We start from the raw sequence: 24318 nt of genomic DNA, 5'->3' as shown, positions 1-24318 counted from the left end.
CCACCATCGACCACGCAATCGTTCGCTTCACCGTGCACCCTCCCAGGTTGGTCGGACCAGCCTAACCGAGCAACGCGCCGCAACATGCGTGGACAGACGAGCACAAGCGCGGATTGCCTTACCCGTGGAAGAGTGCCCGAGAACCCATGATGGTATGTCCGCTGAGCCTAGAGCCAAGTAAGTCCAATCAACGGCACAGCCTTACCCTTCTCCCCCGGGAGAAGGTGGCCCGAAGGGCCGGATGAGGGGACGTCTGCTAAGAGTGCAACCCGCCCCCTGCAATCAAGGCAACAACGTGCCCCCCTTCTGGAAAGACAAATCCGCAACTCCAGCAAACGTACCCTCACCCCAACCCCTCTCCCGCTGGAGAGGGGCTTTTGGTCTGCGCGCGGCATCAACGCAACGAGCTTCGATCACGCGCGCGCCAACCTATCCAAAATCCCAGGCACTTCCGCACCAAGCTCGCGCGCCAAAAACCCCACCGTCCCAATCCGTTTCGACAGAAGCTTCCCCGCCGCCGCATGCACAAACACACCCCATAACGCAGCCGTCAACGCATCGCAGCCGCGCGCGGCAAACCCGGCAATCAATCCCGCCAGCACATCGCCCGATCCGGAGGTTCCCAACCCGGACGCACCACCGCGATGCACCCACAACGCCCCCTCCGGCCCGGCAATAAAACTGTCCGCGCCTTTGACAATCACCACGCTGCGCAGTTTCTTCGCATAGGTCAGCGCGTACTGGCCCGGCGCCGCTTCTATCGCTGCCTTGTCGTCTCCAACCAATGCCGCCATCTCGCCCGCATGCGGCGTCAATACGAACGGCCGCCCAACCGGCGCACGCAAACCGCGCGACAACGCTCCCGCATCCAGCACCAATGTGCAAACCGCTTTTTCAGCCGCGCGTTTCACCAACGCAGCGGTGGTTGCCGATGACGCCATCCCCGGCCCGATCACCGCCGCATCGCAGGCCTCCAATGCCGCGTCCAGTGCACGATGCCCACGCGTAATTTCGCCCTGCCCGTTCTGCGCCAATCCCAGCACCAGGGCCTCCGGCACCGCCAACGCCATGCCGGGCGCCACGCTCGCAGCGGTGGCAATCTGCAACTTGCCCGCGCCTGCGCGCAGTGCCGCCTCGCCGGCCAGCAGCGCCGCGCCCGGCACACGCATCGACCCACCCACGATCAACACCCGCCCACGCTGCTCCTTGTCGCCACCGGGCGATGGCAGCGGCAGCGCACGCAACGCGGCAGCGCTAAGCATGCGGACGCGTGCGGTGGCCATCAGCGTGCTCCGGCCGGGCGGTCGGATTCGGTGGTCACCGGCTCATCGGCCAGCTCGGGCGAGACGAAGTTGGTCCGCACCAGTTGCAATGCCTGCCCGTCGCGCCCGGCCACGTATTCGGTGACACCGCAGTTGGGCACCTCGCCTTCGCGGTCGATGCCAAGAATCGTGGCCTCGTCCATGCGTTCGGCCAGGTAACGGAAACAATTGACGATCACCTGATGCCCCACGATCAACACGCGCGCGCCCACATGATTTCGCTGCAGATCGCCAACCACCGCGCGCAGCCGGAAGATCACATCGCACCAACTCTCGCCACCGGGCGGGCGGAAGTAGAACTTGCCCACCAACTTGCGTTGCTCGGCCAGCTCCGGAAACGTCGCGAGGATGCCGGCCGTGGTGTAACGGTCGAGCACGCCGAACTCCTTCTCGCGCAGGCGCTCGTCGATGCTCAGCAGATCGTCGCCGTGGCCCAGCGCGCGCACCACCGCTGTGGCGGTCTGGCGCGCACGCACATAGGGCGAACACAGCACCACCGTGGGCCGCTCGTGCTGCGGCAGACCCGACATCCACTTGCCCAACGCATGTGCCTGCCGCTCGCCCAACGCCGACAGCGGCACATCCGCATCGCGATGTTCCAGATCGATCAATGCATGGCCGTGCGCCTCTGCCACATCGCGCGCCACGTTGCCCGAACTCTGCCCATGCCGCACCACCCACAACCGCTCGGGCCACTGGGTGGACACGCCAGCCACCGCACTTTTCTCACTCACATCCATCTCCTGCACAAATCAGCCCCACGTGTCGCACAGCGCCCGTGAAAACGTGGTCGATCATCCATTGCCTGCAGGCGTTTCAGCAACGCGCGCAAAACAGCACAACGACAAGCAAGCACAACGGGTCGATAACGCCGCGCCGGTATACTGCAGCCCCCCGCCACCCTGCTGCCCATGTCCAACGTTCTGCTGTTGCGCACGGCGAAAGAGCGCGAAGAACTGCTGCTGGAAGAGGTGCTGGACGCCGCCGAGCAATGCATCGACGCCACCGGCCTGGGCGCCACCAGCTTCGAACTGATCGCCGAGCGCGCCAAGGTCAGCTGCGGCTGCCTGCTGCAGCGATTCGAAGACAAGGACGCGCTGGTGCGTGCCTTGCTGGAGCGCAACTACATGCGCGCCATCCGCCAGATGTGGCTGGTGGAACGCCCGGCCAACGTGCACGTGGTGGATTTCATCGCCGGCCTGCTCGAAGAATGGCTGCTCCAGGAAATCAACATCAAGCGCACCCGCATCGACCTGGAACTGCACCTGGCCACCCTGCGCGACCCGGTGCTGGCCGCCTTCATGCGCCGGCAGAGCGCCTCGCTGATCGAACACCTCAGCGCCCTGCTCAAGCGCCTGCTCCGCGGCCACGCCGACCCGGCCAGCAGCGAACAGGAATTCCAGGCCCGCGTCTTCGCCGTCGCCGCCATGTGCGGCGGCCTGCACAGCGTGATGACCAGCGGCATGGAACTCAACCGCATGCATCTGCAGTTGATCCTGCGCGAGAGTTTGTCGGGGATTTTGAAGTCTGCTCCGGTGTAGCTCGGAAAACCGGGCAGGTCAGGCGTGGCCCAACGTGCCACCGCAACCAGCCACGCATAGGATCACCCTTCAACTGCCGGACGATGCGGACGCCTCCGCGGACGCGCGGGCTCTTGCGGCCAAGAGCAGCTGGGTGACCAACGCGCAGGCATCGTCGCCAACGCCGCGAGCGGCGCGCCAGAGCTCTGGGGGCAATTGGGAACGGTCTGCAGTTGCCAGGTTCTGAAGATCTGCTGCTAGCGCCGCAGCCTCTTCTTCGTTCATCTCACCCTCGAGACCGGTTGCCTCGCCGTTGTTCACCATGGCGATGGCCGCATCCAGACATGCCTCGGTGACGCCCAACTCCTTCGCCCTGTCGGCCTTGCTGACGTTCGTCTGCGGCTGCGCTTGCAGGTAGCGGTTTGCCAGATACTGCACCGCAGACAGCGTGCCCATCACCACGGCGTAGGCCAAGGCCGGCGCGAGCGTGACACCCGCATTCTTTTTCCAGGACAATTCCCCTCTTGCATACGCATGTGCCGCCGCAGCGGGCGCATGCACCGCGTCCAGAACCGCGGCTTCGGCAGGCCCGGCAACGGCGGAAGCGGCAAACCGCGCTGCGTGCAGGCCGGTGTTCGCGATCTGCACGCCAATGGGACCGGATCGGGCCCTGAGCCGCGCCGCACGCACAGGCGCACGCGGCAGGTCTTGCTTCAGTTGCGTGTTGGCCTGCGGGTCGCCGCGTTGAGACGGGCTACCCACCTCGCGCGGCGCCTGCACATCGTGTGGATCGTGCCTTGCCGCTCCAAGGCCCGCAGAAGTCACTGGGATGGGACTCATGCCTCAAATCCTTCTATCAGATCAACCAAAATGGCTGGTTCACAGTCTGCTATGCACGCTTCATTGCGCTTGGCGCAAGGCCGAAAAAAATAGACGACCTGGCGACGTGCATGCAGCAGAACGCTCAGCCACCAGACGATGTAGAAGCTTCTGAAAACGCGCGGCTTCGTGCAGCCGCGAGTAAGTTGCTGACCAATGTCTCGGCATCGCGGGCGCCACTGGCAGCGCGCCAGAGGTCTGGAGGCAGTCGCGAGCGGTCTGCTGTCGCTAGGTGCATAAGATCCATGGCCAGTGCAATCCGCTCCCCTTCGTTCATTTCAGGGCCGGGGGTCTCTGCATCAGGCACGGTAACCATATTGATGGCCGCATCCAGACATGCTTCAGTTGTTCCTAACTCGGCCACCCTGGCTGCCTTTGTGACAGATGCGCGACCTTGTGCTTGCAGATACCAGGCCATCAGACGTTCAACTGAATATGCCGCACCGAACGCACTCAACGACGCCAGAACAGGGACACAGGCGGCTATTGCATAGCTTTTCAAGTATGCATCATCTGTCGCGTAACCACGAGCTGCCGCTAAAGGCGCCGGTAATGCGTTCAAGCCGGTAGGAATGGCGGAGGCAGCCGCCAGTATCGTGCCAACGTGCGCCGCCTGCCTTCCAACGTTTGCAATCTGTATGCCGATGGGCACGTGCGGCGCTCTAAGGCGCGCCGCACGCGCGGGTGGCCGTGGCCTCAGGTTTTCCGTCAATTGCGTGTTCTCATGGGGTTGTGTTTGCTGGGAGGAGCCCATTCCACGCTCGGCTGGCATGTCGTGTTGATCGTGTCTTGCCCCCCTACGTGTTGCCGATGTCAGATTCACAGGGCGCATGCTTCACCTTTCCACTCGGTTGACCAAGACACGAATGTTCCACTCGGATGTCATTGCACACAGCGAATAACCGAAACACTGGAGCGTCGGGCGAAACGCGCATATTCGCGCCTTGTAGAGTTGCAAGATGTCGGCGTAGAGATCACGCAATTGCATGGCTCTTCCGCCCCTGGTCTGAAGAATGAGCGTCTGATAATGTCGTAGAAGGCAGAGTTCCGCCCTACGGCGGCTGCATCGTGACAAGCAATGTTTGTGCAGATTGCAGCGCGCCTTCAACATGTTGATGGTCACGCTTTCACAATCAAAGCAGTGCAACAAGCACCTGCGCTTCGTGTCGTTGCAACGTCCTTCGCTGATCGATATCCGAGGGAATGGAGCCGCATCCATCCTGATCGTCCCATTGGCGAGCATCTACGCGAGGACGGCAGATGGACTCCATCAGGCACCGACCCACACTGCATGTGCCTGCAGGCGCTCCGGCGGCGTCCGGGCAGACGGGTCAGCACGCTGGACCCGTGTCGGCAGATCGACAGCTGCCCTGCGCGCAGGCCCAGGAGGGGGTGCTGCAGACATTGCAGAAAAAAAGGCCCCAAGGCGCTGCCGTCCTCAAACGCTCACTCAGCGCTACTCCACTGACGGCAATACAGCGCCGAATGCTCGCCGAACTCGGAGCCGAAGGCAGTACGTGCCTGACACCTGACGAAGCGGCGGTGCTGCGGGAGCTCAGCTTCCACACACCAGCGACACCGCGTGAAACGGTGCTGTTTAGCGACCCGAACAAGGACCCCGACGATGTGGTCGCCTACACCATCGGCAAGCAACTACAGGTAGCAGGCTTCATACGCCTCACCGACGTTGCGGTGACCTTGGGCGATGCCAGCGTGCGCGAGGAGCGCGCCCGGCTCGCCAAGGGCGTATTCGACCGCCTGCAATTACCCGATGTGCGTGTCTCACGCGGGCAGGATTACCCGATGAGGGCGAAACAGATCCAGGACCATGCCAAATTCCTGACGGAAGGCGACGCATTGCGCGCGGAATCGGCCGACATTTGCGACAACAGCCTGCAAGCGCTGCACGAGCGTTTGATGCAGGCACCGCAGGGGCTGAACATGGTGGTAATTGCCGGCATGACCGACGCCCATGCGCTGGTCGATGCGCATCCGGATCTTGTGCGCGAGCGCGTCAGGAGCATCACCATCATGGGGGGCGTCGAGCCGGCCAGGAACGCTGACGGCCGTGTGCAACCCGACGCACGCGCCTACAACAATGCGACAGATCTGGATGCAGCCCGTGGGCTGTATCGCAAGGCACAGCAACTGCACATCCCGTTGCGCATCGTCACCAAGGAAGCTGCCTACAAGGCAGCGGTGTCGCCCTCGTTCTACGAAGGCCTGACGAAGAGTCGGCATTCGGTGGGCAGGTATCTCCAAGACGTGCAGAAAAACGCCTTGAACGGCTTGTGGGACGGAATTCAGGCGGGGCTGCTTCCGGGCCTGGATCAGGCGTGGTTCTTTCGTACCTTCACCGCAGACGCATTATCGCAGGCAAACAGCTCCCAGGACGGCGCAAAGCAAGCCATGGCCTTCGACCAAGTCTGGCCGAAGGTCACCAAACTCAACTTGTACGACCCACTGACATTGCTGGCCTCGGTTCCCGGCGCGGCGAGCATGCTGTTCACGCCAAGGCAGATACAGGCCGACGGACTCAGTATTGTGGAGCAAGTGGGCGAACAGGAAGTCAAGCAGCCAGAAAAAGCGAAGCTGTTGATGTCTGCCTTGGCAAAAGTGGCGCTTTCTTCTGAAAAATGAAGGGTAAATCATTGCAGTAACACGTTGAGTCCGCGTTAGGAAAAATGGCCGAAGGCCGCACCGGCGTGCCCTTGGCGGTGTGCGTCACCGCCGCCAATCGGCACGACTTAGTCGTGTTCGACAAGCTGCTCGACGCCTTGCCGCCAATTGGTGGCAAACCAGGGCGCCCGCGACGTTGGCCAGACAAATTGCACGCCGACAAGGCCTACGACATCGACCGCTGTCGCGCCTTCCTCAAGCAGCGCGGCATCATTGCGCGGATCGCACGCAAGGGAATCGAGCGCAACGACCGGTTGGGCCGTCATCGCTGGATCGTCGAGCGCACCCATGCCTGGTTCGCAGGCATGGGCAAACTGCGTATCCGCTTTGAACGCCGCCGCATCGATCTCCACTTGGCGTTGCTCTCGCTTGCATGCTCCATCATCTGCTGACGACTTCTTCCTGGGTTTTGTTAGCCACCCTTAAAATAGAGATAAAGTCTCGCAAAATCCAGTTCGACTAAACGTTCTTTATTGCGAAGAGTTCTTCGCATTGCGGTGAGCATGCCCCCCGTGCGGGCATCATATTGTGCTGCGGCTGGGGAGCCGCGAAAATCTGCTTTTTTTACCTCTTCAACAACCAAACCGCCGTCACTCACACTGCGTGGTGCATGCCCCACGCGGCTGCTCTGTGCGACTCACTCCTTAAGCGAACTAGAAACCAATGAAAAAATTATGCTCGATTTCCACTTGCCTCGTTGTATTGATGGGGTGCTCCACCATGTCCCTTGCACAGGCTGCAACCCATGGCAAAGGCTTCAAGCAGTCTTTGATGGTCCAGCCAGTCACCCCCATCTTTGGCACCACGAGCACCGGTGCCGGCGACCTACCCGCCAGTGTTGATCTGCGCGGCTTTGCCATTGAACCCGGTGACCAGGGGCGAGTCGATTCCTGCGCATCCTGGTCCACGGCTCACACATTGGGCGGCTGGTACGCCAACGCAGGGAAGCAGCCTGTCAAACGATTTTCCCCCATGTATCTTTATAGCCAAGTAAATGATGGTGTCGATGAAGGCAGCACCATTGAAGCGAACCTGGATACGGCACTTTCACAAGGAATCGACACGGAGCAGCATTATTCCTGGGGCAACTATAACTGGAAGAACACACCAACCGCAGCCGACCGTGCCAGTGCGGCAAACCATCGAACGCCGTACAAGAAATACACTGTGATTTATTCGGGTAGCGGGAACGGAAAGGCCCCGCTGATCGAACAGATAAAACGAGCGCTAGCTGCATCAACACCGGTGGTGATCGGCTTCAACACCAGACAAGGCTTTGACGACCTAGGCGCTAACGAAGTAGACAACGACACTACTAGTCCTATCAATGGTGCGCACGCCGTCGTAGCACTTGGCTATAATCAAAGCGGGCTGATTATCGAGAACAGTTGGGGCGAGAACTGGGGCTCTCGGGGCTTTGGCACGCTGTCTTGGGAAGTAGTTGGCAAAGATGTCATTACAGCGGTAGTAACTCATTAGAAGCCGCTAAAGGAAACATGATGAGGGCCGCGTCCGCCGCAAGTGCGGGCGCGGCCAACTTCCGAACGAAGGGTACCGCCCTATGCATCTGACTCCACTGCCAGCGTCAAGCACTTGGAAATTCAATGCCCAGCGCTACAAACTAAGAACCGTTAACAAAACCCCTTGAATATTGTTTCGCCAGCGGCAAAATTGCGGACACTCACCTACGGTAGCTGAATTCGGCACGATTGATGGCCCTAGACCGTCTTTAGGGAACCTCTGAACAATTCGCGGCGTTGCGGGCGAACTTGGGACTTCGCTTGCTCGCAACGGTCGCCTGTGCTGAAAATCAATCACTGGCACTTGATGAAGATTGCCTCAGGTGTTGAGGCTGCGGTGAGGTCGCCAAGCGCAACTTGTGGGAGGTCTGCATTGTCAATACTGAATATATTTTATAGAAATTTCACTAAACCAGGAGTTATTGACCTGCTTCGCATCAGCTTATGAATTTTCGCACTTAGATAGTAGCGACGTATAAGCAAAGATATAGTTCGATCCACATCCACTTGACATAAGACTATATACATTATGTCAATCGAAACCAATTACAGAGGGATCTACTCACAAAGCATGTCCGGTACGTCCCGCGACCAGGATCGGTTTAATGCTGAAGTGAATGTGCATCTCGATCATCTCAACTCTCGACCCACTGGCAACCAGTTGCTGGAAAAGCTGCAGCAGCTTAGTAGAAAAAGAAGTCACAAGGTTACTATTCATGAGATCGCCCCCCCAAAATCCATGCGCAGAGCCCGTTCTCTCACGGCACCAGTTAGACGCTCATCCTGAGCTAAGAAAATACAAAGATATTCGCGATAAAGCCGGCAGTTCATATGCGCTGCAGGAGCCGGGAGCCGAGAAAAACAAGGGCTCAGGCGTTGTTGTGACATGGAGTGCCCATCAGACGAGCATTGAACTGGACGAAGATGGGGACCCAACCAATAAGGCGACCTCCAGTCCTATCGACAAAGTTTCGGTGTTGGGACACGAATTGGTGCATGCAAGGCATATGATGGCTGGAACGTGGAAAGGCTCATATGAAGATGAACGTGACCCAGACACTCCCACCGGACAGGAAGAGTTGCGTGCCGTCGGCTTAGGAAGATACAAATATTCTCGGTCAGGCGAACCATCAGAAAATTCTATTCGAGCCGAGCACGGGTTACCAAAACGGGTTAGCTACCATCACACTGGCTATAGAAGCGAGTGAATCGCACGACGGCGTGACCCTTCGCCCACGCCATTTTGACGAGGGCGCACTGCTTGCAGCCGGCTGCCGGCTGCAGCGAAATGTAAGAACGCGTCACTTGATGGACCATGTTTAGGAGGTCTTGGCTCTCTTGCGCGCCCCAAAGTACAGGACCTGTGGCTGCATTCATCCTTCGCTGAAGCTCAATGGCCGCATCGCCCACCATCGACAGCCGGCTCTGCCAGACCTGTGCGGTGCGAGCCAATTGTTGGATGACGACGCACAAGACATCGACCACAGGGACCCATGCTTCGGCAGCCTGCTGGAGTGCGGCCACGCCAACATGGGAGGCACGAGCCAGCTCATAAGCCGACGCCATGGCCGCGAGGGCATCCAGCGACGCATGATCGGGAAGCGTGTTCCAGACCTCCCGATGCCGCGTTAGTGATCGTCGGGCAGACTTCACCGCCCGGTGCGAGGCGATGAGCGAGTTTCAGCCGGTCAGCGCGCCGTTTACCGACCATCTCCTCTAAAGCGCTACAGCTGGCGACGGTGCTTGACCACGTCGCTGCCAGACGACCAGACGAGGGACACACCGAACAGCGCGGCCGTAACAGGCGCGCGGACGCAGACCAAAGCCGCTCATCAAAGCCGCTGAAGCGCCAACTGATCCAGGATGGTGCGCATGGCACCCGCCGCATCGAAGATCGCGCTGCCCAACACGGGCAAGGTGCGGCGGTCGAGCCGATCGGCGTTGCCGGCAGCGATCACATCGCCATGGGCGGCGATGGTCAGCAACAACTGATCCAGCGCATCTATCTGCTCCACGGTAATGCCGAAGGCTAACGCATCACGCGGCTTGTCATCCCCTGCCCGCCTGCGCGCGCGGGCCGACGCCATCACTGGCCGGCTCATGCGGCCTCCCCGGCATCAGCACGTTCGCTGTCAGAGGCGTCGGGCTCAGTCCGCGCGGGCCACTGCACCTGCGCCAGCGCCTGCGTTACCTGCTCGGCCAGCAGCTCCAGGCAGCACGCCAGCTCATCCATGCGGATGGCTGGCTGCCGCAACTGCTCTTCGGCCTGCGTGCGCGGCTGCGCCAGGCGCGCCAGAAACCGCATATGGTCGCGCAGTTGCTGCAGGCGGTATTGCGCGCCTTCTGGCAGGTAGTAGCCCGGGTGTGACTGCGCATCGCGTACAACGTCCGACATGGCCTGCTCCTCATTCCATGGAATCAGCCCGCCCGCCGCAAGGCGACGGACGGGAAGTCGGGAGGCTCGAAACCGCAGACAGCCGGCGGGCGTATTCCCCTTGCGGGTGTTGTATTAGCCGCCCTCCCGACGCAGAGCATCACGTCGGTTGCGCCTACAAAGTTGCAGGCACAAAAAACCCACCGGCTTGTCGGAGGTGGGTACCGCTGTCTGCGGAGTTTCGAGGCTCCGTACCGCAAGCGTGCTACCGCAGACGCGGCGCGTCAAGAGGGCGTCTCACGTGCGTCTGCGCACTTGTCTCCCTGATTGCAGCCATGGCGAACATCAGCATCAAGGCAACGGCGGAAGCCCCAACTCCAACAGGAAGGCGTTGTGCCGCGCCTTGCTCTCGCCAATCTCCTCTTCGATCTGCTTGAGTTGCGCATGCACGGCATGCAGATCGACCTCCTCTGCGGCCTGTGCGGTGCTGACATAGCGCGAGATATTGAGATTGAAGTCATTCTTCTCGATCTCCGCCATCTCCACGCGACGTGCGTAGCGTGGTGCCTCCTTGCGGTCGCGGTAGGTCTCGACAATGTTGTCGATATGCTCAGGCAACAAGCGGTTCTGGCGCTTGCCCTTCTCGAAATGCTCGGCCGCATTGATGAAGAGCACGTCATCGGGCTGCTTGCACTTCTTCAGCACTAAGATGCACACGGGGATGCCGGTGGAGTAGAACAGGTTTGGCGGTAACCCGATCACCGTATCGATATGCCCATCCTTGAGCAGTTTCGTCCGGATGCGCGCTTCAGCACCGCCACGAAACAACACACCGTGCGGCAGGATGATGGCCATCACGCCATCGTCCTTCAGGTAATGGAAGCCGTGCAGCAGGAACGCAAAATCCGCCGCCGATTTGGGCGCCAGGCCATGGCTGCGGAAGCGCATGTCTTCGCTCAGCGCCTCGTTCGGCTCCCAGCGGTAGCTAAAGGGCGGGTTGGCCACCACCGCATCGAAGCGCGGCATGCGTGCGGGGTTGGATTCGCGCAGCCAGTCCCACTCGTTCTTCAGCGTGTCGCCATGGTGGATGTCGAATTCCGTGTCCTTCATCCCGTGCAGCAGCATGTTCATGCGCGCCAAGTTGAAGGTGGTGACGTTCTTCTCCTGCCCTACCAGCTTGCCGATGGCGTGCGGCCCGAGGCGCTTGCGCACATTGAGCAACAGCGACCCTGACCCGCAGGCAAAATCCAGCACCTGGTCCAGATGCGCCCGTGGACCGGCGGCCGGGTTCTGGCTGTCCAGGGTGACGATAGCCGAAAGAATGCTGGAGATAGGCTGTGGGGTGTAGAACTCACCTGCCTTCTTGCCAGACCCGGCCGCGAACTGACCGATCAAGTACTCGTAGGCATCGCCCAGGGTGTCGCTCTTGGTTGAGAACTGGGTCAGCCCCTTGGCGATCTCGCTGACGATCTTGACCAGTTGGTCGTTGCGCGCCTTGCGCGTCTTGCCCAGCTTGTCCGAGTTGAGGTTGATCTCGGAGAACAAGCCAACGAAGGCGCTCTCGAATGAGTCTTCCTCGATGTGCTTGAACGTCTCCTGCACCGTGGTCAGCAAATCATCGCTCTGCTCGCGCGCCAGCTCGACGATGTTGGTCCATAGGTAATCCGGCGGGATCACGTAATGCACCTTGCGCCGCATCTGCGTCTCGAAAGCGGGCACATCGCCTGCGTTGTCGGCATACCAGAACGACAGCGGCGCCAGGCGGTCTCCTGGTTCCAGCTCCGGGTATTCATCGCCTAACTCGCGTGCCGCAGCCGCCTCGTAGTTGTCCGACAGATACTTCAGAAACAGGAAGGCGAGCATGTAGTCGCGGAAATCATCCGCGTCCATCGCGCCGCGCAGGGTGTCGGCGATGGCCCAGAGCAGCTTACCAAGCTTGTTTTTTTCGTCGTGGGTCATACCGCTTTCTGATCCTGCGCTTCCTGGCGAAGCTGATCTGCTGAGATGCTGATCAAATGCCCATCCCTGACGATGACCAGTTCGGTGTCGGTCTGTATGGCGGTCTTGCGCGCCAGCGCCGCAGCCCGGCGTAGCGCAGCGAGCGAGGCGCGCAGCTCGGGGCTCTTCGCCTGGGCAAGGTCATGGGCATTCATGTGTTTTCTCCAAATTCCAGTAGCACCGGTTCTGGACCGGCATTGTCGTACAAGGCCCACGTATCCACCCGGGGTTTGTAATGGTGATTGAGGTGGTGCAAGCCTGCAGCAAAGCGGCGCCGGATCACCGATTCGGGAATATTGTGCCCGCCCTGCTTGACCCGGGCGGCGACACGCGCGATGGCAGCCTCGGCATTGGGCAGGGACAGGAAATACAAGCTGACGTGGTAACCCAGCGACCGCCAGTGATCGATGTGCTTCCTGTAGCCCAGGCCGGACAACGTGGTCTCGAACGCAAAGCTCTCGCCGCGTTGAACGCACTGAGCGATCTCCTCAAGCATCAGGCGGCCGGCCTTGACCGCCTCAGCCTCGGGCGCAAAAGGAGACAGCCCTGCCGCAATCAGATCTGCATTGATGAAGCGCGGGCAATGCGCTTCCTCTGGCAGGAAGACCCTGGCAAAGGTGGTTTTTCCGGCGCCGTTGGGGCCAGCAAGCATGATGATGCGTTTGTTGACCGCCATGTCAGCCACCCCCGTCTGCTAGCGCGACCCGATTGAAGGGATAGAAAGCGAGGAAGTCATCGAGCACTTTCTCGAAGTGCTCCTTGTTTTCCTGCAGCATTTCTACCGGGTCATAGAACGAGTAGTTGCCGTGGCTCATGATGTTCACCACGCGCCCGTACAAAGTGGCGTCCGGATCATTCTGCGCATCCTGCTGGATGCACACCGACCACCGGTCGTGACCGTGGAAGATCTGCGCCTTCTCCAACAGGCCACGCAGCGCGTTGAAGTGATGCGTATAGATCTGGCCTGAATCACGGGCGCGGCACAGGTCTTCCAGCAAGGCTAAATGATGGAAGAACGGGGTGTCGTCGCTATAGGTCAGCGTGAACTCGCCCGTCGCGCGTGCGCGTGACAATACCCATGGCTGGAATTTGCTGCGGTCGATCAGTCTGATCTCGTTCCACAGCACGTTGAAGAACAAGGCATGGTGCGTCGAGATCACCGTCTTGATGGCGTGGTCTTTGCGCGCCAGGAACTGGCCCAGGTGATTGGCCACGACAATGGCATTGTGTTCGTCGAGCGAGGAGATGGGGTCGTCAATGACGATATATTTCACCCACCGATAGGCCTCGGCCTCGTCCATTGCCAGTTGCACGATGGCCAGGAAAAAGCACCAGATAAACATAGTCTCCTCGCCACGGGAGATCTTGATGGGCTGCTCGGTATCACCTTTCGGGTAGAAGCGCACCAGTCCTGCGTCAGCATCGATCTGGAAATCGAAATCCGCGTAGCGCTGCAAGAGCGGCCGGATACGGGTATCCATCTCCAGCTCTGAGAGGCCCGCGAAGAGGCGGGAGGCCGTGTTGAGAACCAGCTTGCGGTCGCTGTCGCCAGCTAGATCGTTGTCCCAGCCAAACAGGTCTTCAGTGTAGGCGTTGAAGTACAGCGTGTCACGGGCATCTCCCTGCCGACCGATGTTCTTGAATGCCATCGACAGCTGGGTTTTGCCAACGCCGTTGTGGCCGTAGAGCAGCACAAAGCGCTTGGCCTTTTCTGGCGTATTCGCCGGACCATCTAGGGTCGCCCGAACATGTGTGGCTAGTGCAGGAAGATCGGCGAAAGGCGGAAACTGACTCATGGAGCGCACTCCTCCATGGTTGGGAACAGGCCCTGCATCAGTCCCTTCTTATGTTCCTTGGAAACGTTGATCTTGCGGGACTGCGCGGCAATGAGATTATCGATGGATAACAAGCAAGAAGCGATCTTGTTCTGCTCCTCAGTGCATGGCACAGACAAGTCGATCTTCGCTAGCTGGGCGGGATAAAGATGGACAACTGCATTTCCTTGAGCCACCCGAGCTATGGACTTCCTTAGTGTCCCGTTCAGGAGATAACTGAGAAATACCCCGTTTACCTTAGTCCTGATCACGATCAAATCACCACCGTAAGCGACGTCATCGCTAAGAACACAGGCTGCAGTTGCGATGTCCTCTTTTGTTTCGCCGGATGAAGGAATAAGAACGTCGTTTGTTTCTCCGACGAAAAGTTGATGGGCAGGCACGCTCGTTCTTGATACGACGTGCGTGATAACTTCACCGTAAGTAGTGTAGAGCTCGCCGTAGCGGATACAAGACATGGCGCCGTTAGTACTGATCTCTGCTTTAGCAATACCTTTTCCCTTTTTGAATTCAGCCAAGTCGCCAAGACGGCTTGGCCTCCAGCCGCCCTCAAACCTCGGGAAGCGCAGCTGCGGCAGGGGCTGGCCTTCGGCAGGAAACAACTGCTGCATCAGGCCATGTTTGTGAGCCTTGAGTGCATCGAGCTCACGTATTTCCGCGCCGATGTATGCGTCAAGCGAGGACAGGCAGTCGGAGATTTCTTGCTGTTCATCCCGAGAAGGAATGCTTACAGGAAGCTTCTCGATTTGATGCGGGTACAAGTGGACAACTGAGTCCCCCTGAGCGACGCGAGCAATAATCACGCGAAGCGGACCATTGAGATAGTAACTAAGGAACACTCCGTTCACGCGCGAACGTAGCACATTCAGATCGCCACCCAATGCGATACCGCCAGGAACGACACAGGCAGCGGTAGCAATGTCCTCTTTTTTTTCTCCCGATGATGGGATGATCACGTCATATGGTTCGTTGAAGAATAGCGAGATTGATGGCAATGACGTCCTCGAAAAAACATCGGTGATAACTTCTTCGTAAACCGTGTAAAGCTCGCCATATCGAATGCACTGATAAACGCCATCACTACTGATGTCGCCCTTGGCGACACCTTTTCCTTTGTAAATTTCTGCGATTTCACCAATTTGCTTTTTTTCCCACTTACCGGAAAAAGCAGGGAAACGGAGCATCGGGACGGCTTCTTTTGCTCTTTGCACAACTGAAACCTCTTCGACTTTACTGCGCATACGCACTCAACCCCGCAATCTCTCGCCCCTGCGCCAACCGTTCTAGCACTGGCGTCAGCTGCTCCATCAATTCCAACTCGCGGCGCGTGCGGTCTTTCCAGCCCAACCCCAGCGGCGCCATCAATGCACTCAGTGCCTCACCGTCGAACACACAGCGGCGCAGGATGTCGTCCACAAAGGCCTTGAACGCATCAGGCTCCAGTCCGTGCGCCTGCGCGATGACGTTGAGTTCGTTCGTCCGGCGGTGCGCCTTGAAGGTCTCGTATCCTTTGCGGATAGCGGCTTCCTCCAGCGGCTGGTCCATGGGCAGGCTGCGCAGGTAGTCGGCAATCAGGTCGCGCTCATCCAGGAACTTGGCATCGGCCTGGATCAGGCCAATCAGCTGCTCGCGGGTCATGCTGCGCTCGGCCGGTGGCTTGCCGCTGTCGCGTGCCACCAGCGCCATGATGTAGTCGTAGTCGATCAGGTTGGAGGCAAACAGCACGAACTCGAACTCCAGGTTCTGCACCTCCTGCGACGCGGTGCTGCCTTGGGCCTGCTGTTGGGCCTTGAGCCGCTGCGCAGTGTCCAGGTAGGTGCCGCGCCAGGCGCGCAGGTCGTCCGGGCTGATCACCTTGTCTACCTGCGCCTGTTGCTCGGGCGTGATATCGGTGTACTGGTCCACCTGGGTCTTGAGCCGCTGCACTTCCTTGAATAGCTCCACGAAGCGGCTGCGTGCGGTGTCGCCGCGCAGGTTGGCCACTTCATCGGGCGCGTTCTGCAACCCTTGCGACTGCATGAACTCGTCCAGCCGCTGCATGGCGCCCGCAAGCTGATCGATGACCTCAGGCGCCGGATCCACCAGCCAAATGCGCGCGGGCGCTTCATTGCCTTTGCCGGAGAACAGCTTGATGGCCTCGTTCACCGGGTCCTGCTGCTGACGGAAATCAAGAATGCTGCCGTAAGGCTTGGCATCGTTGAGGACGCGATTGGTGCGCGAAAACGCCTGGATCAGGCCGTGATACTTCAGATTCTTGTCCACATACAAGGTGTTGAGATATTTGGAGTCGAAGCCGGTCAGCAGCATATCCACCGCGATGGTGATATCGATCTTCTCAGCACCCTTGCCAGGCAGATCGGTATCGGGGATCTGCTGCAGCTTGATGCGCTGCTGCACGTCCTTGTAATACCCGTCGAATTCGCCGATACGGAAGTTGCCACCGTACTGGTCGTTGTAGTCGGCGATGATCTGCTTGAGCGCGGCGTATTTGCCTTCCGGGTCTTCGCGGTTGTCGGCTTGCTCTTGCGGCAGGTCTTCCTGCAGCTGGCGTACGTCGGCGGCGTTCTTGCTGGCGTCTTCACCGCCCTCGGCGGCCACCGCTTGCGCCGGTGGGGAGAACACACACGCAATTTTCAGCGGACGATAGTCGGCCTCTTGTGCCTGGCGCTCGGCTTGCATCTTGCCGAACTGGGCGTAGTACTCAATCGCGTCGTTGATCGATGCGGTGGCAAACACCGCATTGAACCGGCGCTGCGACGTCGCTGCTTCATGCTTATTCAGAATCGTCTCGATCACTTTTTGCTTGAGGATAGCCTCGCCCGGCTTGGGCGGATGCTTGCCCTCAGGCTTGAAGTGATCCACATGGAACTTCAGCACATTCCGGTCATCAATGGCGTGGGTGATGGTGTACGCATGCAACTCGCGCTGAAACAGATCTTGGGTAGTGCGGTAGCGGCCGCTCTGGCCCTCGCGCTGAACGCTGGCGGCATTCTTGTCGAAGATCGGCGTGCCGGTGAAACCAAACAACTGCGCACGCGGGAAGAACTCCTTGATGGCCTGGTGGTTGTCACCGAACTGAGAGCGGTGGCACTCATCGAAGATGAAGACCAAGCGCTTGTCACGCAGTGGTTCCAACCTTTGCGCATAGTTGCGCCGATTTTTGCCATCCAGCGCCAAGCCCAGCTTCTGGATGGTGGTAACGATGACCTTGTCGGCCTTATCGTCGGACACCAGCCGGCGCACCAGCGCTTCGGTATTGGTGTTTTCTTCGACGCAGCCTTCCTGGAAGCGGTTGAACTCTTCCCGTGTCTGGCGGTCCAGATCCTTGCGATCCACCACGAACAGACACTTCTCGATGTCCGGGTTGTCCTTGAGCAGGGTGGATGCTTTGAATGAGGTGAGCGTCTTGCCGCTGCCTGTGGTGTGCCAGACATAGCCGTTGCCGCCGTTTTTCTCGATGCAATCGACAATCGCCTTGACCGCATAGATCTGATAGGGACGCATCATCATCAGCTTCTGTTCGTTCGCCACCAATACCATGTAGCGGCTGAGCATCTGCCCTAGTGTGCATTTGGGCAAGAAGGCATCGGCGAATGCGTCAAGGCGGCCGATCTTGCGGTTGGCCTCGTTGGCAAACTGGTAGATGGGCAGAAACTGTTCCTGCGCACTGAAATTGAAGTGGCGCGGGTTGTTGTTGGCAAAGTAATACGTTTCCGTCCGGTTGCTGACGATGAACACTTGCATGAAGCACAGCAGCGTGCGGGTATAGCCATTGCCAGGGTCGGCTTTGTAGTCAACGATCTGCTGCATGGCGCGCCGTGGATTGATGCCCAACGTCTTCAGCTCGATCTGCACGACCGGCACGCCGTTGATCAACAGGATCACGTCATAGCGATGATGGCTGTTGTCGCTGTTGATACGCAGCTGATTGACTACCTCGAAGGTGTTCTTGCACCAATCGCGGGTGTTGACCAACGTGTAATGCAGTGGCGTGCCGTCGTCGCGGATGAATGTTGAGGTCTCGCGCAAACGTTGCGACGCGCTGTAGACATCGCTGGTCACGATGTCTTCGAGAAGCCGCTGGGATTCGGTCTGCGTCAGGTAGACGCGGTTGAGCACCTCGAACTTCCTTAGGAAGTTTCGCTCAAGTGACGCGCGATCCCGCAGATCCGGGCGCAGCGTGTACTTTAGCTCGTCGAGCTTGGCGATGAGATCCCGCTCGATATCACTTTCCTTGACGTACATGAAAACCTCTTGATCTGGCGGCCAGCCCCTCTTGGACATAGAGCATGGTCATGCGGAGCATTTTAGCTGCTGACTACAGGTGGTGCTGGTTCTGACCAAAGAACCAGAGCTACGACCCAGCCGCATCGCCAAGCCTCAGCAATTGCTTGAGATAGCTCGCTGCCAGCGTGCGCTCGCGGGCACGCCCGTTGCGCAGGGCGTCCTGCAGCGCCAGCAGTTGGTGCAAGGCAGGGTCTGCCAGCGCAGCGTTGGGCGCACCGGCCGACAACGGCGACAAGCTGGGGCCTTTGGCTGTGCCCTGCGCGCTTGGCCACACCGGTGCATCCCCTGGGGAGCTGGCAATCGCAATGGACAATGGCGGCGCACCAAAGGCCGTAGGAATGCCACGCTTTGGCGGCCCGATCACGGCGGGAAAGGCATAGCGCACGCCGTGGACCGCAAACTCGTGCAGCGCCGTGCGCACCGTCTCCCACTCGCCGCGACTTTTTTCCAGCGCCAAGCCGGAGGCCACCGCGCGCTTGACGCTGCGATGCACCTGAGAGGCGCTCATGCCCAGCGCTTCTCCAAGGGAGGCATAGGTCCAGGCCTGGCCCGGTTGGGCGACCTGCTTGTACAGCACCACCAGATCCTGCGGCTTCAGTTCCACAGCCAAGCCCGCCTTATTCCATATTCCGGAATATGGAATATCCGGCGAACAAGCTGTTTTTGCAAACAGTCTTTGCTGCACGCTCTGACCTAAATGAGGTCTACCGCTCAACGGCAGAAGCCAGACACGCTCACCCAATTCCCCGCAGCGCCAACCAAAGCGCCTCCCCCGCCAGCCGCGCACTCGCCAGCAGACGCTCCAGGCTCTGCCCATGCCGGGCACTGGCGGACAGCCCGGCCATGGTGGTGCTGACGAAATCCGCCAGCCGGTCTGCGTCGTGCGGGCACTGCTTGGCGATGTGGGAGCGGATCAACTCCTGGGCTGCGACATGGAAGCCGCAGGCCGCCTCGCGCGCCTGGGCGTCGTTGCTGCGCGTGCCTTCCAGCACCAGGCAACCGGTGGCGATGGGGTCTGCGGCGTAGCAGCGGGCGGCCTGCTCCAGTACGTCGGCCAGCGCGTCGGCCAGCGGGCGGTTGGCGTCCAGAATCTGCGGCAGCGGGATGGCACCGGTCTGCGCGTAGCGGTCGAGGATGCGCGCATACAGGCCGGCCTTGCTGCCGAAGGCGGCATAGAAACTCGGCGGGTTGATGCCCAGCGCCTGGGTAAGGTCGGCCACGCTCAGTGCGTCGTAGCCGCGCGCATGGAACAGCTGCTGCGCCGTGGCGACCGCTTGATCCGGGTCGAACGCCCGTGGCCGGCCGCGGGCCCGGGAGGTTTCTGTAGTCATTGTTACAAAATTATTGACGGCAGACGAAATCTATTATGTATTGCTCGCTACATTAATTGCGAGGTGGGTGCATGTCCACGTTCAAAGACAAGTCGGTGTTGGTGCTTGGTGGCAGCCGGGGGATTGGGGCCGCCATCGTGCGGCGCTTCGTGGCCGAGGGCGCGCGGGTGACGTTTACCTACGCCGGTTCTGCAGAGGCGGCGCAGCGCCTGGCCGGTGACACCGGCAGCACCGCGGTGCTGGCCGACAGCGCCGACCGCGATGCGGTCATCGACACGGTGCGACGCAGCGGGCCGCTGGATGTGCTGGTGATCAACTCCGGCATCGCCTTGTTCGGCGATGCGCTGGACCAGGATCCGGACGCGGTGGACCGGCTGTTCCGCATCAACGTGCACGCGCCCTACCACGCCGCCGTGGAGGCCGCGCGGCAGATGCCGCCCCGGGGGGCGGATCATCGTGATCGGCTCGGTCAACGGCGACCGCATGCCGCTGCCCGGCATGGCGTCCTACGCGCTGAGCAAATCCGCGCTGCAAGGGCTGGCACGCGGGCTGGCCCGCGACTTCGGGCCGCGTGGCATCACCATCAACGTGGTGCAACCGGGCCCGATCGATACCGACGCCAACCCGGAAAACGGGCCGATGAAAGAGCTGATGCACAGCTTCATGGCGATCAAACGCCACGGCCGTGCCGACGAAGTGGCCGGCATGGTGGCCTGGCTGGCTGGCCCGGAAGCGAGCTTTGTCACCGGCGCGATGCATACGATCGATGGTGCGTTTGGAGCATGACGCGGCGGCGTCTGCATTGGCTACGGCGATGAGGGAACTGCGGACATCACGGCCCCGCAAAGCCCGCCTCACGTTGCGAGCGAACGGCCAGCACAAACACCGTGTCGATCTGCGCGACATGGCAATACAGCGCCAGATAGCCGTGCGCGCCGCGACCGATCACCAGTTCGCGCTTGTCGCCGCCAGCCGGCCGGCCGATCAGCGGATTGGTTTCCAGCACATCGATTGCCGCAATGATCTCGTGCAGGCGTGCTGCGACATGTGCGGCCTCATGGCGCTGGAGGTGGTCGAAGATCCGCTCAAGATCCTGTGCAACCTCCGGTGCCAGTTCGATACGCGCCATGCTACCGGGCTAGTTTGCGGGCCGTGGGACGCTTTGCCGGTTCGCCGGCCATGCGCTTTTCCAGATAGCCACGCATGTCGTCCCAGGCGATGGTTTTCCCGGACGCGACAATGCCGGCATAACGCTGCTCGGCAACCGCATCGAAATCGGCACGACGCTCGACCGATTCCGCCTTTTCGGCGATCGCTTCCAGGATGAAACTATGTGCCGTCGTGCCGCCCCGCTTCGCCGCTGCAGCAACGCGCATCTTGAGTTCGTCTGAAAGACGGATGGTTGTGGTGCTCATGAAATCCTCAAGCTTGTGCATTTCGTACGTGCAAATGTAGCACAGCTGTGTCACAGCACCTTGCATCTACACCGCATGCCGGTTGCCGGCCCGCTCGAAAGCGACCGCGTCCGGGCGGGCGCCTACGCCCCTCCCCCAGGGCGGACCGAGGCACTGCACTGACAGCGTGGAGCACCTAAAGCACTGCAACCAGGCGTGCGAGTCAGGGTCTCCTCACCCCCTTCTGCTTTTGCAAGCACGCCTCGCTCCCCACCTCCCGGTGACTGCCGGCGCGGCAAGGAAAAGCCCGGCAAGGCCGGGCTGTTTCCTGTGCTGCGATGACTGCAACGCTCAGCGTTTGCGCTGTTTCAACCACGCCTTGATCTGCGGCAGCGACGCCTCCCGCAGCTTCACCCGCGTCTGGATCGTGTTGATGGCGTTGTCTGCGGCCTGCCGCGAGGTTGGCGCGATGTACTGCTCGGCATAGGCCTTGATCCTGTCGGCGATGGCAAGCTCTGCCGAGTCCATGCCCAGGCCGGGGTAGTAGCGGGCACGCGAGGTGGAGTCCACCAGGGTGTCCACCTGCGTGCGATGCGCCACGGCGAAATCGAAGGCAAGCTCCGGATGCTGGGAGGCGACCCGGTCGATCATGCTTGCGCCAGTGGTGGCGCCCGGCTCTGGCGTCAACGCCAGTGCCAGCGCGCGCTTGGCCAGCGCCTCGTCGATGGGCATGGAGAGGAAATCGTAATAGGTGTCGCGCACCATCGAGGAGGTTTCCTGCTTGGCCAAGGCATGCAAGGCGTCCCAGGTGGCAGTGTCGGCATTGCGCGCAACCGCGCCCAGCACGCTGTCGCGCAGCTCCGGCGACAGCGATGCGGGAGTGGCCTGGAAGGCGGCAAAGCGCCGGCGCGCCTCGGCGATCACTGCGGCATCTCCCATGTCGCTGAGGCTGGCGATCAGGCGGGTACGCAACTGCTGGATCTGCGCCGAGTCGCCATCGCGGTTGTCCCAGCCCAGGGTTGCGAATTCGGCCGACAGCCGCGGCACGGCATAGGCACGCCACGCGGCACGCCCAACCGGGTCATGCTCGAAGCTGCCATCCACACCATCGTAGATGCTGGCCACCATGTCCCAGACGTCGGGCGATGCGCCGACTGCCACCTGTGCGGTGAGATCCAAGACATCGGCCTGTGTCTGCAGGCCCGCGTCGGCCAGTGCGTCGGTGTCGTTCAACACGCCCAACTGGTCCACCACCGGTAGCGCGCCAAACCTGCTGATCAGCGCCTTGAACTGTGCGGGCGCATACAAGGTGCGGAAGTAGCCCTTTTGCCCGGCGTTGACCACCACCGCTGCGTTGCAGCCCGGCACCTGCACCTGGGCGGTGCCGTCTACCAGCACGCGCACCGGCGTGGCGTCGCCGCTACGCACGACCACCGGCACGTGCCAGCGCAACGGCTGCTTGTCGGGGCGGTCCAGCGTGAGCTCGCCCTGCTCCAGCGTCACCGCGGTCTGGCCACCCACGCAGCGGGTGCTGGCCTTGATTAACGGCACGCCTGGCTGCAGGGTGAAATCGTGTGCCACCTGGGTGAATTGCTTGCCCGGGGCCACGGCGTCGATCTGCTGCCACAACTGGTCGGTCACCGCATTGCCGTACTGATGCTGCTTGATGTAACTGCGCACGCCGTCGCGCCAGTGATCCGAGCCGACGTAGTCTTCCAGCATGGCAATCACCGCCTCGCCCTTGGCGTAGGTAATGGCGTCGAAGGCCTGGCTGGCCTGCTCCACGGTGGCCACGTGCTGCACCACCGGGTGGGTGGTCACATACGCATCGCGCCGCATGGCCAAGCGGCTCTTCTTGGCCGGGCCGGTCTTGTCGATGTCCCATTCCGGATGCAGTTTTGCCGTGGTGCGCGCTTCCATCCAGTTGGCGAAGCCTTCGTTGAGCCACAAGTCGTCCCACCACGCCATGGTCACCAGATTGCCGAACCACTGGTGCGCGATCTCGTGCGCGGCGACGGTGAACACGCCTTGCTTGGTATCGATGTTGGACACCGCCGGATCCAGCAACAACGAGTATTCGAAGGTGAAGATCGCACCCCAGTTTTCCATGGCGCTGAAGAACTGGCTGCGCCCGGGCGCGGCGATGTTGTCCAGCTTGGGCAGCGGGTATGGGATGCCGAAGTAGTCGTTGTACTCGTGCAAGACATCGCGGCCGGATTCCAGCGCGAATTGCGCCTGGTCCACCTTGCCCTTCTGCGCGATGACACCGATCTCGGTGCCATTGTCTGCCTTGACGGTGGCGCGTTCGAAATCGCCCACGCTGACGAACAGCAGGTACGTGGACATCTTGGGCGAGGTCTGGAACGCGATGCGGGTGCGCCCGTTTGCGCCCGGCCGCGACGAGGCCACTGGCATGTTGCTCACCGCCATCTGCCCGGCCGGCGCATTGATCGCCAGGTCGAAAGTGGCCTTGAAGTTGGGCTCGTCCCAGGAAGGAATGAAGCGGCGCGCATCGGAGTTTTCGAACTGGGTGAACAACGCGCGGCGCGCACCTTGCGCAGTGGTGTAATCCAGCGCGAACAAGCCGTTGGCCTGCGTGTTGATCACGCCGCTGTAATCGATGGACAGCACGTACTCGCCCGCTGCCAGCGGCTTGCCGAACGCGAACGTGGCGGTCTGCGCATCGGCATCGGTGCTGATCTTGGCCGTTTGCGGCTTGCCGCCTTTTTGCGTGAGCGTGCCACGCGCCAAGCTCAGGTTGGCAGCCTGCAACACGATGCGGTCGGTGGGCTGCAGCACGCTGATGTCGATGGCGACCTTGCCGTCGAAGCGCATCTTGTCGGCGTGCGGAGTGATCTCCACTGCGTAATGCGTGGGCTTGGCCGTGCGCGGCAACTGGGTGGTGACGGACGCGGCGTCGGCGCTCGGCGGCACGGGCGCGGCTGCGAAGACGGAGGCAGCCGGACTTGTACCGACCAGGGCCAGTGCGATGGCGGTCACCAGGGGAAGACGCATGGAAAATTCTCGATGGGGGCAAAGTGGGCACGCAACGGCGCCAGACCGCGGATGATCCGCCGGAACAGTGCACGCAGGCACCGCCAAAAGTCATGCCAAATCTCAGCAATCCTCAAACGCCAACGGCCCGGACAAGCCGGGCCGTTGGACGATGCCGCGATTGG

General features: G+C 60.8%; 24 protein-coding genes and 2 pseudogenes. 7 read left to right on the top strand and 19 right to left on the bottom strand.

Annotated elements, in window-relative coordinates; all coding sequences use genetic code 11:
• Window positions 1-413: 413 nt before the first annotated feature.
• Window positions 414-1283: an NAD(P)H-hydrate dehydratase gene (locus NYR97_RS14955; RefSeq protein WP_316694232.1), complete on the bottom strand. Its 870-nt coding sequence runs from the start codon at window positions 1281-1283 to the stop codon at window positions 414-416.
• The gene (locus NYR97_RS14950) at window positions 1283-2062 is read right to left on the bottom strand and encodes a histidine phosphatase family protein (protein ID WP_316694230.1); all 780 of its coding nucleotides are present in this window, start codon (window positions 2060-2062) and stop codon (window positions 1283-1285) included. Before NYR97_RS14950 ends, NYR97_RS14955 begins: the two co-directional genes overlap by 1 nt.
• A gap of 171 nt (window positions 2063-2233) precedes the next feature.
• Here NYR97_RS14950 and NYR97_RS14945 point away from each other — a divergent pair, with 171 nt between their 5' ends.
• Window positions 2234-2863: a TetR/AcrR family transcriptional regulator gene (locus NYR97_RS14945; RefSeq protein ID WP_316694228.1), complete on the top strand. Its 630-nt coding sequence runs from the start codon at window positions 2234-2236 to the stop codon at window positions 2861-2863.
• A gap of 69 nt (window positions 2864-2932) precedes the next feature.
• Here NYR97_RS14945 and xopAV (NYR97_RS14940) read toward each other — a convergent pair whose 3' ends face one another.
• Complete coding sequence (gene xopAV, locus NYR97_RS14940; RefSeq protein ID WP_316694227.1) at window positions 2933-3682, bottom strand: type III secretion system effector XopAV; 750 nt, start codon at window positions 3680-3682, stop codon at window positions 2933-2935.
• 124 nt (window positions 3683-3806) lie between these two features.
• Window positions 3807-4553: a type III secretion system effector XopAV gene (gene xopAV, locus NYR97_RS14935; protein WP_210762087.1), complete on the bottom strand. Its 747-nt coding sequence runs from the start codon at window positions 4551-4553 to the stop codon at window positions 3807-3809.
• Between the two features lie 428 nt (window positions 4554-4981).
• Here xopAV (NYR97_RS14935) and xopQ point away from each other — a divergent pair, with 428 nt between their 5' ends.
• On the top strand, window positions 4982-6361 hold the full coding sequence (gene xopQ, locus NYR97_RS14930) for a type III secretion system effector XopQ (RefSeq protein WP_232372131.1): 1380 nt from the start codon (window positions 4982-4984) through the stop codon (window positions 6359-6361).
• A gap of 56 nt (window positions 6362-6417) precedes the next feature.
• Window positions 6418-6792: pseudogene (locus tag NYR97_RS14925) on the top strand (transposase); the annotation flags it as partial.
• 20 nt (window positions 6793-6812) lie between these two features.
• Here the strand turns inward: NYR97_RS14925 and NYR97_RS14920 are convergent.
• The gene (locus NYR97_RS14920) at window positions 6813-6998 is read right to left on the bottom strand and encodes a hypothetical protein (RefSeq protein ID WP_210762088.1); all 186 of its coding nucleotides are present in this window, start codon (window positions 6996-6998) and stop codon (window positions 6813-6815) included.
• 107 nt (window positions 6999-7105) lie between these two features.
• Between NYR97_RS14920 and NYR97_RS14915 the strand changes: the two genes are divergently transcribed.
• The 3 genes from NYR97_RS14915 (at window position 7106) to xopG (ending at window position 9128) form a co-directional block, all read left to right on the top strand.
• Window positions 7106-7879: a C1 family peptidase gene (locus tag NYR97_RS14915; protein ID WP_425613080.1), complete on the top strand. Its 774-nt coding sequence runs from the start codon at window positions 7106-7108 to the stop codon at window positions 7877-7879.
• A gap of 570 nt (window positions 7880-8449) precedes the next feature.
• Entirely contained in the window at window positions 8450-8707 is a 258-nt protein-coding gene (locus NYR97_RS22470) for a M91 family zinc metallopeptidase (protein WP_425612996.1), read from the top strand.
• On the top strand, window positions 8637-9128 hold the full coding sequence (gene xopG, locus NYR97_RS22465; RefSeq protein ID WP_210762091.1) for a XopG/HopH/AvrPtoH family type III secretion system effector: 492 nt from the start codon (window positions 8637-8639) through the stop codon (window positions 9126-9128). The genes NYR97_RS22470 and xopG overlap by 71 nt, the downstream gene beginning before the upstream one ends.
• On the opposite strand, the gene NYR97_RS14910 is transcribed toward xopG, so the two are convergent.
• The 11 genes from NYR97_RS14910 to NYR97_RS14860 all read right to left on the bottom strand — a co-directional run bounded on the left by NYR97_RS14910 (window position 9094) and on the right by NYR97_RS14860 (window position 19745).
• Window positions 9094-9486 carry a hypothetical protein gene (locus NYR97_RS14910; protein ID WP_210765984.1) on the bottom strand — a complete coding sequence of 131 codons (393 nt, stop codon included), beginning with the start codon at window positions 9484-9486 and terminating at the stop codon, window positions 9094-9096. The two genes, xopG and NYR97_RS14910, sit on opposite strands and share 35 nt — an antisense overlap.
• A gap of 266 nt (window positions 9487-9752) precedes the next feature.
• Complete coding sequence (locus NYR97_RS14905) at window positions 9753-10022, bottom strand: hypothetical protein (RefSeq protein WP_316694218.1); 270 nt, start codon at window positions 10020-10022, stop codon at window positions 9753-9755.
• Entirely contained in the window at window positions 10019-10315 is a 297-nt protein-coding gene (locus NYR97_RS14900; protein WP_316694216.1) for an XAC0095 family protein, read from the bottom strand. Before NYR97_RS14900 ends, NYR97_RS14905 begins: the two co-directional genes overlap by 4 nt.
• Window positions 10316-10645: 330 nt before the next feature.
• Window positions 10646-12253: a type I restriction-modification system subunit M gene (locus NYR97_RS14895; protein WP_316694214.1), complete on the bottom strand. Its 1608-nt coding sequence runs from the start codon at window positions 12251-12253 to the stop codon at window positions 10646-10648.
• Window positions 12250-12447 (bottom strand): hypothetical protein, encoded by a 198-nt coding sequence (locus NYR97_RS14890; protein ID WP_316694212.1) that lies wholly within the window; start codon window positions 12445-12447, stop codon window positions 12250-12252. The genes NYR97_RS14895 and NYR97_RS14890 overlap by 4 nt, the downstream gene beginning before the upstream one ends.
• Window positions 12444-12968: an ATPase gene (locus NYR97_RS14885; protein WP_316694210.1), complete on the bottom strand. Its 525-nt coding sequence runs from the start codon at window positions 12966-12968 to the stop codon at window positions 12444-12446. Before NYR97_RS14885 ends, NYR97_RS14890 begins: the two co-directional genes overlap by 4 nt.
• A 1-nt stretch (window position 12969) precedes the next feature.
• On the bottom strand, window positions 12970-14088 hold the full coding sequence (locus tag NYR97_RS14880) for an AAA family ATPase (protein WP_316694208.1): 1119 nt from the start codon (window positions 14086-14088) through the stop codon (window positions 12970-12972).
• The gene (locus tag NYR97_RS14875; RefSeq protein WP_316694207.1) at window positions 14085-15368 is read right to left on the bottom strand and encodes a restriction endonuclease subunit S; all 1284 of its coding nucleotides are present in this window, start codon (window positions 15366-15368) and stop codon (window positions 14085-14087) included. Before NYR97_RS14875 ends, NYR97_RS14880 begins: the two co-directional genes overlap by 4 nt.
• On the bottom strand, window positions 15358-18372 hold the full coding sequence (locus tag NYR97_RS14870; RefSeq protein ID WP_316694205.1) for a type I restriction endonuclease subunit R: 3015 nt from the start codon (window positions 18370-18372) through the stop codon (window positions 15358-15360). The genes NYR97_RS14875 and NYR97_RS14870 overlap by 11 nt, the downstream gene beginning before the upstream one ends.
• Window positions 18373-18481: 109 nt before the next feature.
• Window positions 18482-19018, bottom strand: coding sequence for a MarR family transcriptional regulator (locus NYR97_RS14865; RefSeq protein WP_316698253.1), 537 nt, complete (start codon window positions 19016-19018; stop codon window positions 18482-18484).
• A gap of 130 nt (window positions 19019-19148) precedes the next feature.
• Window positions 19149-19745 carry a TetR/AcrR family transcriptional regulator gene (locus NYR97_RS14860; protein WP_316694203.1) on the bottom strand — a complete coding sequence of 199 codons (597 nt, stop codon included), beginning with the start codon at window positions 19743-19745 and terminating at the stop codon, window positions 19149-19151.
• Window positions 19746-19816: 71 nt separating this feature from the next.
• On the opposite strand from NYR97_RS14860, the pseudogene bdcA reads away from it, so the two are divergent.
• Window positions 19817-20531: pseudogene (gene bdcA, locus NYR97_RS14855) on the top strand (SDR family oxidoreductase).
• Between the two features lie 46 nt (window positions 20532-20577).
• Here the strand turns inward: bdcA and NYR97_RS14850 are convergent.
• From NYR97_RS14850 to NYR97_RS14840, 3 genes are all read right to left on the bottom strand, one after another.
• A complete protein-coding gene (locus tag NYR97_RS14850) occupies window positions 20578-20874 on the bottom strand; it encodes a type II toxin-antitoxin system RelE/ParE family toxin (protein WP_168959491.1) in 297 nt (98 codons plus the stop codon).
• A gap of 1 nt (window position 20875) precedes the next feature.
• Complete coding sequence (locus NYR97_RS14845) at window positions 20876-21160, bottom strand: CopG family transcriptional regulator (protein WP_316694195.1); 285 nt, start codon at window positions 21158-21160, stop codon at window positions 20876-20878.
• A gap of 330 nt (window positions 21161-21490) precedes the next feature.
• Entirely contained in the window at window positions 21491-24154 is a 2664-nt protein-coding gene (locus NYR97_RS14840) for a M1 family metallopeptidase (protein WP_316694193.1), read from the bottom strand.
• Window positions 24155-24318: the final 164 nt, after the last annotated feature.

This window comes from Xanthomonas hydrangeae (genome assembly GCF_032697525.1).
Lineage (GTDB): Bacteria > Pseudomonadota > Gammaproteobacteria > Xanthomonadales > Xanthomonadaceae > Xanthomonas > Xanthomonas hydrangeae.
The sequence above is the reverse complement of the archived record's forward strand: the minus strand, read 5'-3'. Positions and strand labels throughout refer to the sequence as shown.

Excerpts from the sequence above, each read along its gene's own strand:
- NYR97_RS14870 (WP_316694205.1), bottom strand. The coding sequence starts at position 18,372 with ATGTACGTCAAGGAAAGTGATATCGAGCGGGATCTCATCGCCAAGCTC.
- NYR97_RS14885 (WP_316694210.1), bottom strand. The coding sequence starts at position 12,968 with ATGGCGGTCAACAAACGCATCATCATGCTTGCTGGCCCCAACGGCGCC.
- NYR97_RS14840 (WP_316694193.1), bottom strand. The coding sequence starts at position 24,154 with ATGCGTCTTCCCCTGGTGACCGCCATCGCACTGGCCCTGGTCGGTACA.
- xopAV (WP_210762087.1), bottom strand. The coding sequence starts at position 4,553 with ATGCGCCCTGTGAATCTGACATCGGCAACACGTAGGGGGGCAAGACAC.
- NYR97_RS14910 (WP_210765984.1), bottom strand. The coding sequence starts at position 9,486 with ATGGCGTCGGCTTATGAGCTGGCTCGTGCCTCCCATGTTGGCGTGGCC.
- NYR97_RS14875 (WP_316694207.1), bottom strand. The coding sequence starts at position 15,368 with ATGCGCAGTAAAGTCGAAGAGGTTTCAGTTGTGCAAAGAGCAAAAGAA.
- NYR97_RS14955 (WP_316694232.1), bottom strand. The coding sequence starts at position 1,283 with ATGGCCACCGCACGCGTCCGCATGCTTAGCGCTGCCGCGTTGCGTGCG.
- NYR97_RS14850 (WP_168959491.1), bottom strand. The coding sequence starts at position 20,874 with ATGGCGCGTATCGAACTGGCACCGGAGGTTGCACAGGATCTTGAGCGG.
- NYR97_RS14890 (WP_316694212.1), bottom strand. The coding sequence starts at position 12,447 with ATGAATGCCCATGACCTTGCCCAGGCGAAGAGCCCCGAGCTGCGCGCC.
- NYR97_RS14905 (WP_316694218.1), bottom strand. The coding sequence starts at position 10,022 with ATGAGCCGGCCAGTGATGGCGTCGGCCCGCGCGCGCAGGCGGGCAGGG.
- NYR97_RS14860 (WP_316694203.1), bottom strand. The coding sequence starts at position 19,745 with ATGACTACAGAAACCTCCCGGGCCCGCGGCCGGCCACGGGCGTTCGAC.
- NYR97_RS14945 (WP_316694228.1), top strand. The coding sequence starts at position 2,234 with ATGTCCAACGTTCTGCTGTTGCGCACGGCGAAAGAGCGCGAAGAACTG.
- NYR97_RS14895 (WP_316694214.1), bottom strand. The coding sequence starts at position 12,253 with ATGACCCACGACGAAAAAAACAAGCTTGGTAAGCTGCTCTGGGCCATC.
- NYR97_RS14845 (WP_316694195.1), bottom strand. The coding sequence starts at position 21,160 with ATGAGCACCACAACCATCCGTCTTTCAGACGAACTCAAGATGCGCGTT.
- xopG (WP_210762091.1), top strand. The coding sequence starts at position 8,637 with ATGAGATCGCCCCCCCAAAATCCATGCGCAGAGCCCGTTCTCTCACGG.
- NYR97_RS14950 (WP_316694230.1), bottom strand. The coding sequence starts at position 2,062 with ATGGATGTGAGTGAGAAAAGTGCGGTGGCTGGCGTGTCCACCCAGTGG.
- xopAV (WP_316694227.1), bottom strand. The coding sequence starts at position 3,682 with ATGAGTCCCATCCCAGTGACTTCTGCGGGCCTTGGAGCGGCAAGGCAC.
- NYR97_RS14915 (WP_425613080.1), top strand. The coding sequence starts at position 7,106 with ATGGGGTGCTCCACCATGTCCCTTGCACAGGCTGCAACCCATGGCAAA.
- NYR97_RS14900 (WP_316694216.1), bottom strand. The coding sequence starts at position 10,315 with ATGTCGGACGTTGTACGCGATGCGCAGTCACACCCGGGCTACTACCTG.
- xopQ (WP_232372131.1), top strand. The coding sequence starts at position 4,982 with ATGGACTCCATCAGGCACCGACCCACACTGCATGTGCCTGCAGGCGCT.
- NYR97_RS14880 (WP_316694208.1), bottom strand. The coding sequence starts at position 14,088 with ATGAGTCAGTTTCCGCCTTTCGCCGATCTTCCTGCACTAGCCACACAT.
- NYR97_RS22470 (WP_425612996.1), top strand. The coding sequence starts at position 8,450 with ATGTCAATCGAAACCAATTACAGAGGGATCTACTCACAAAGCATGTCC.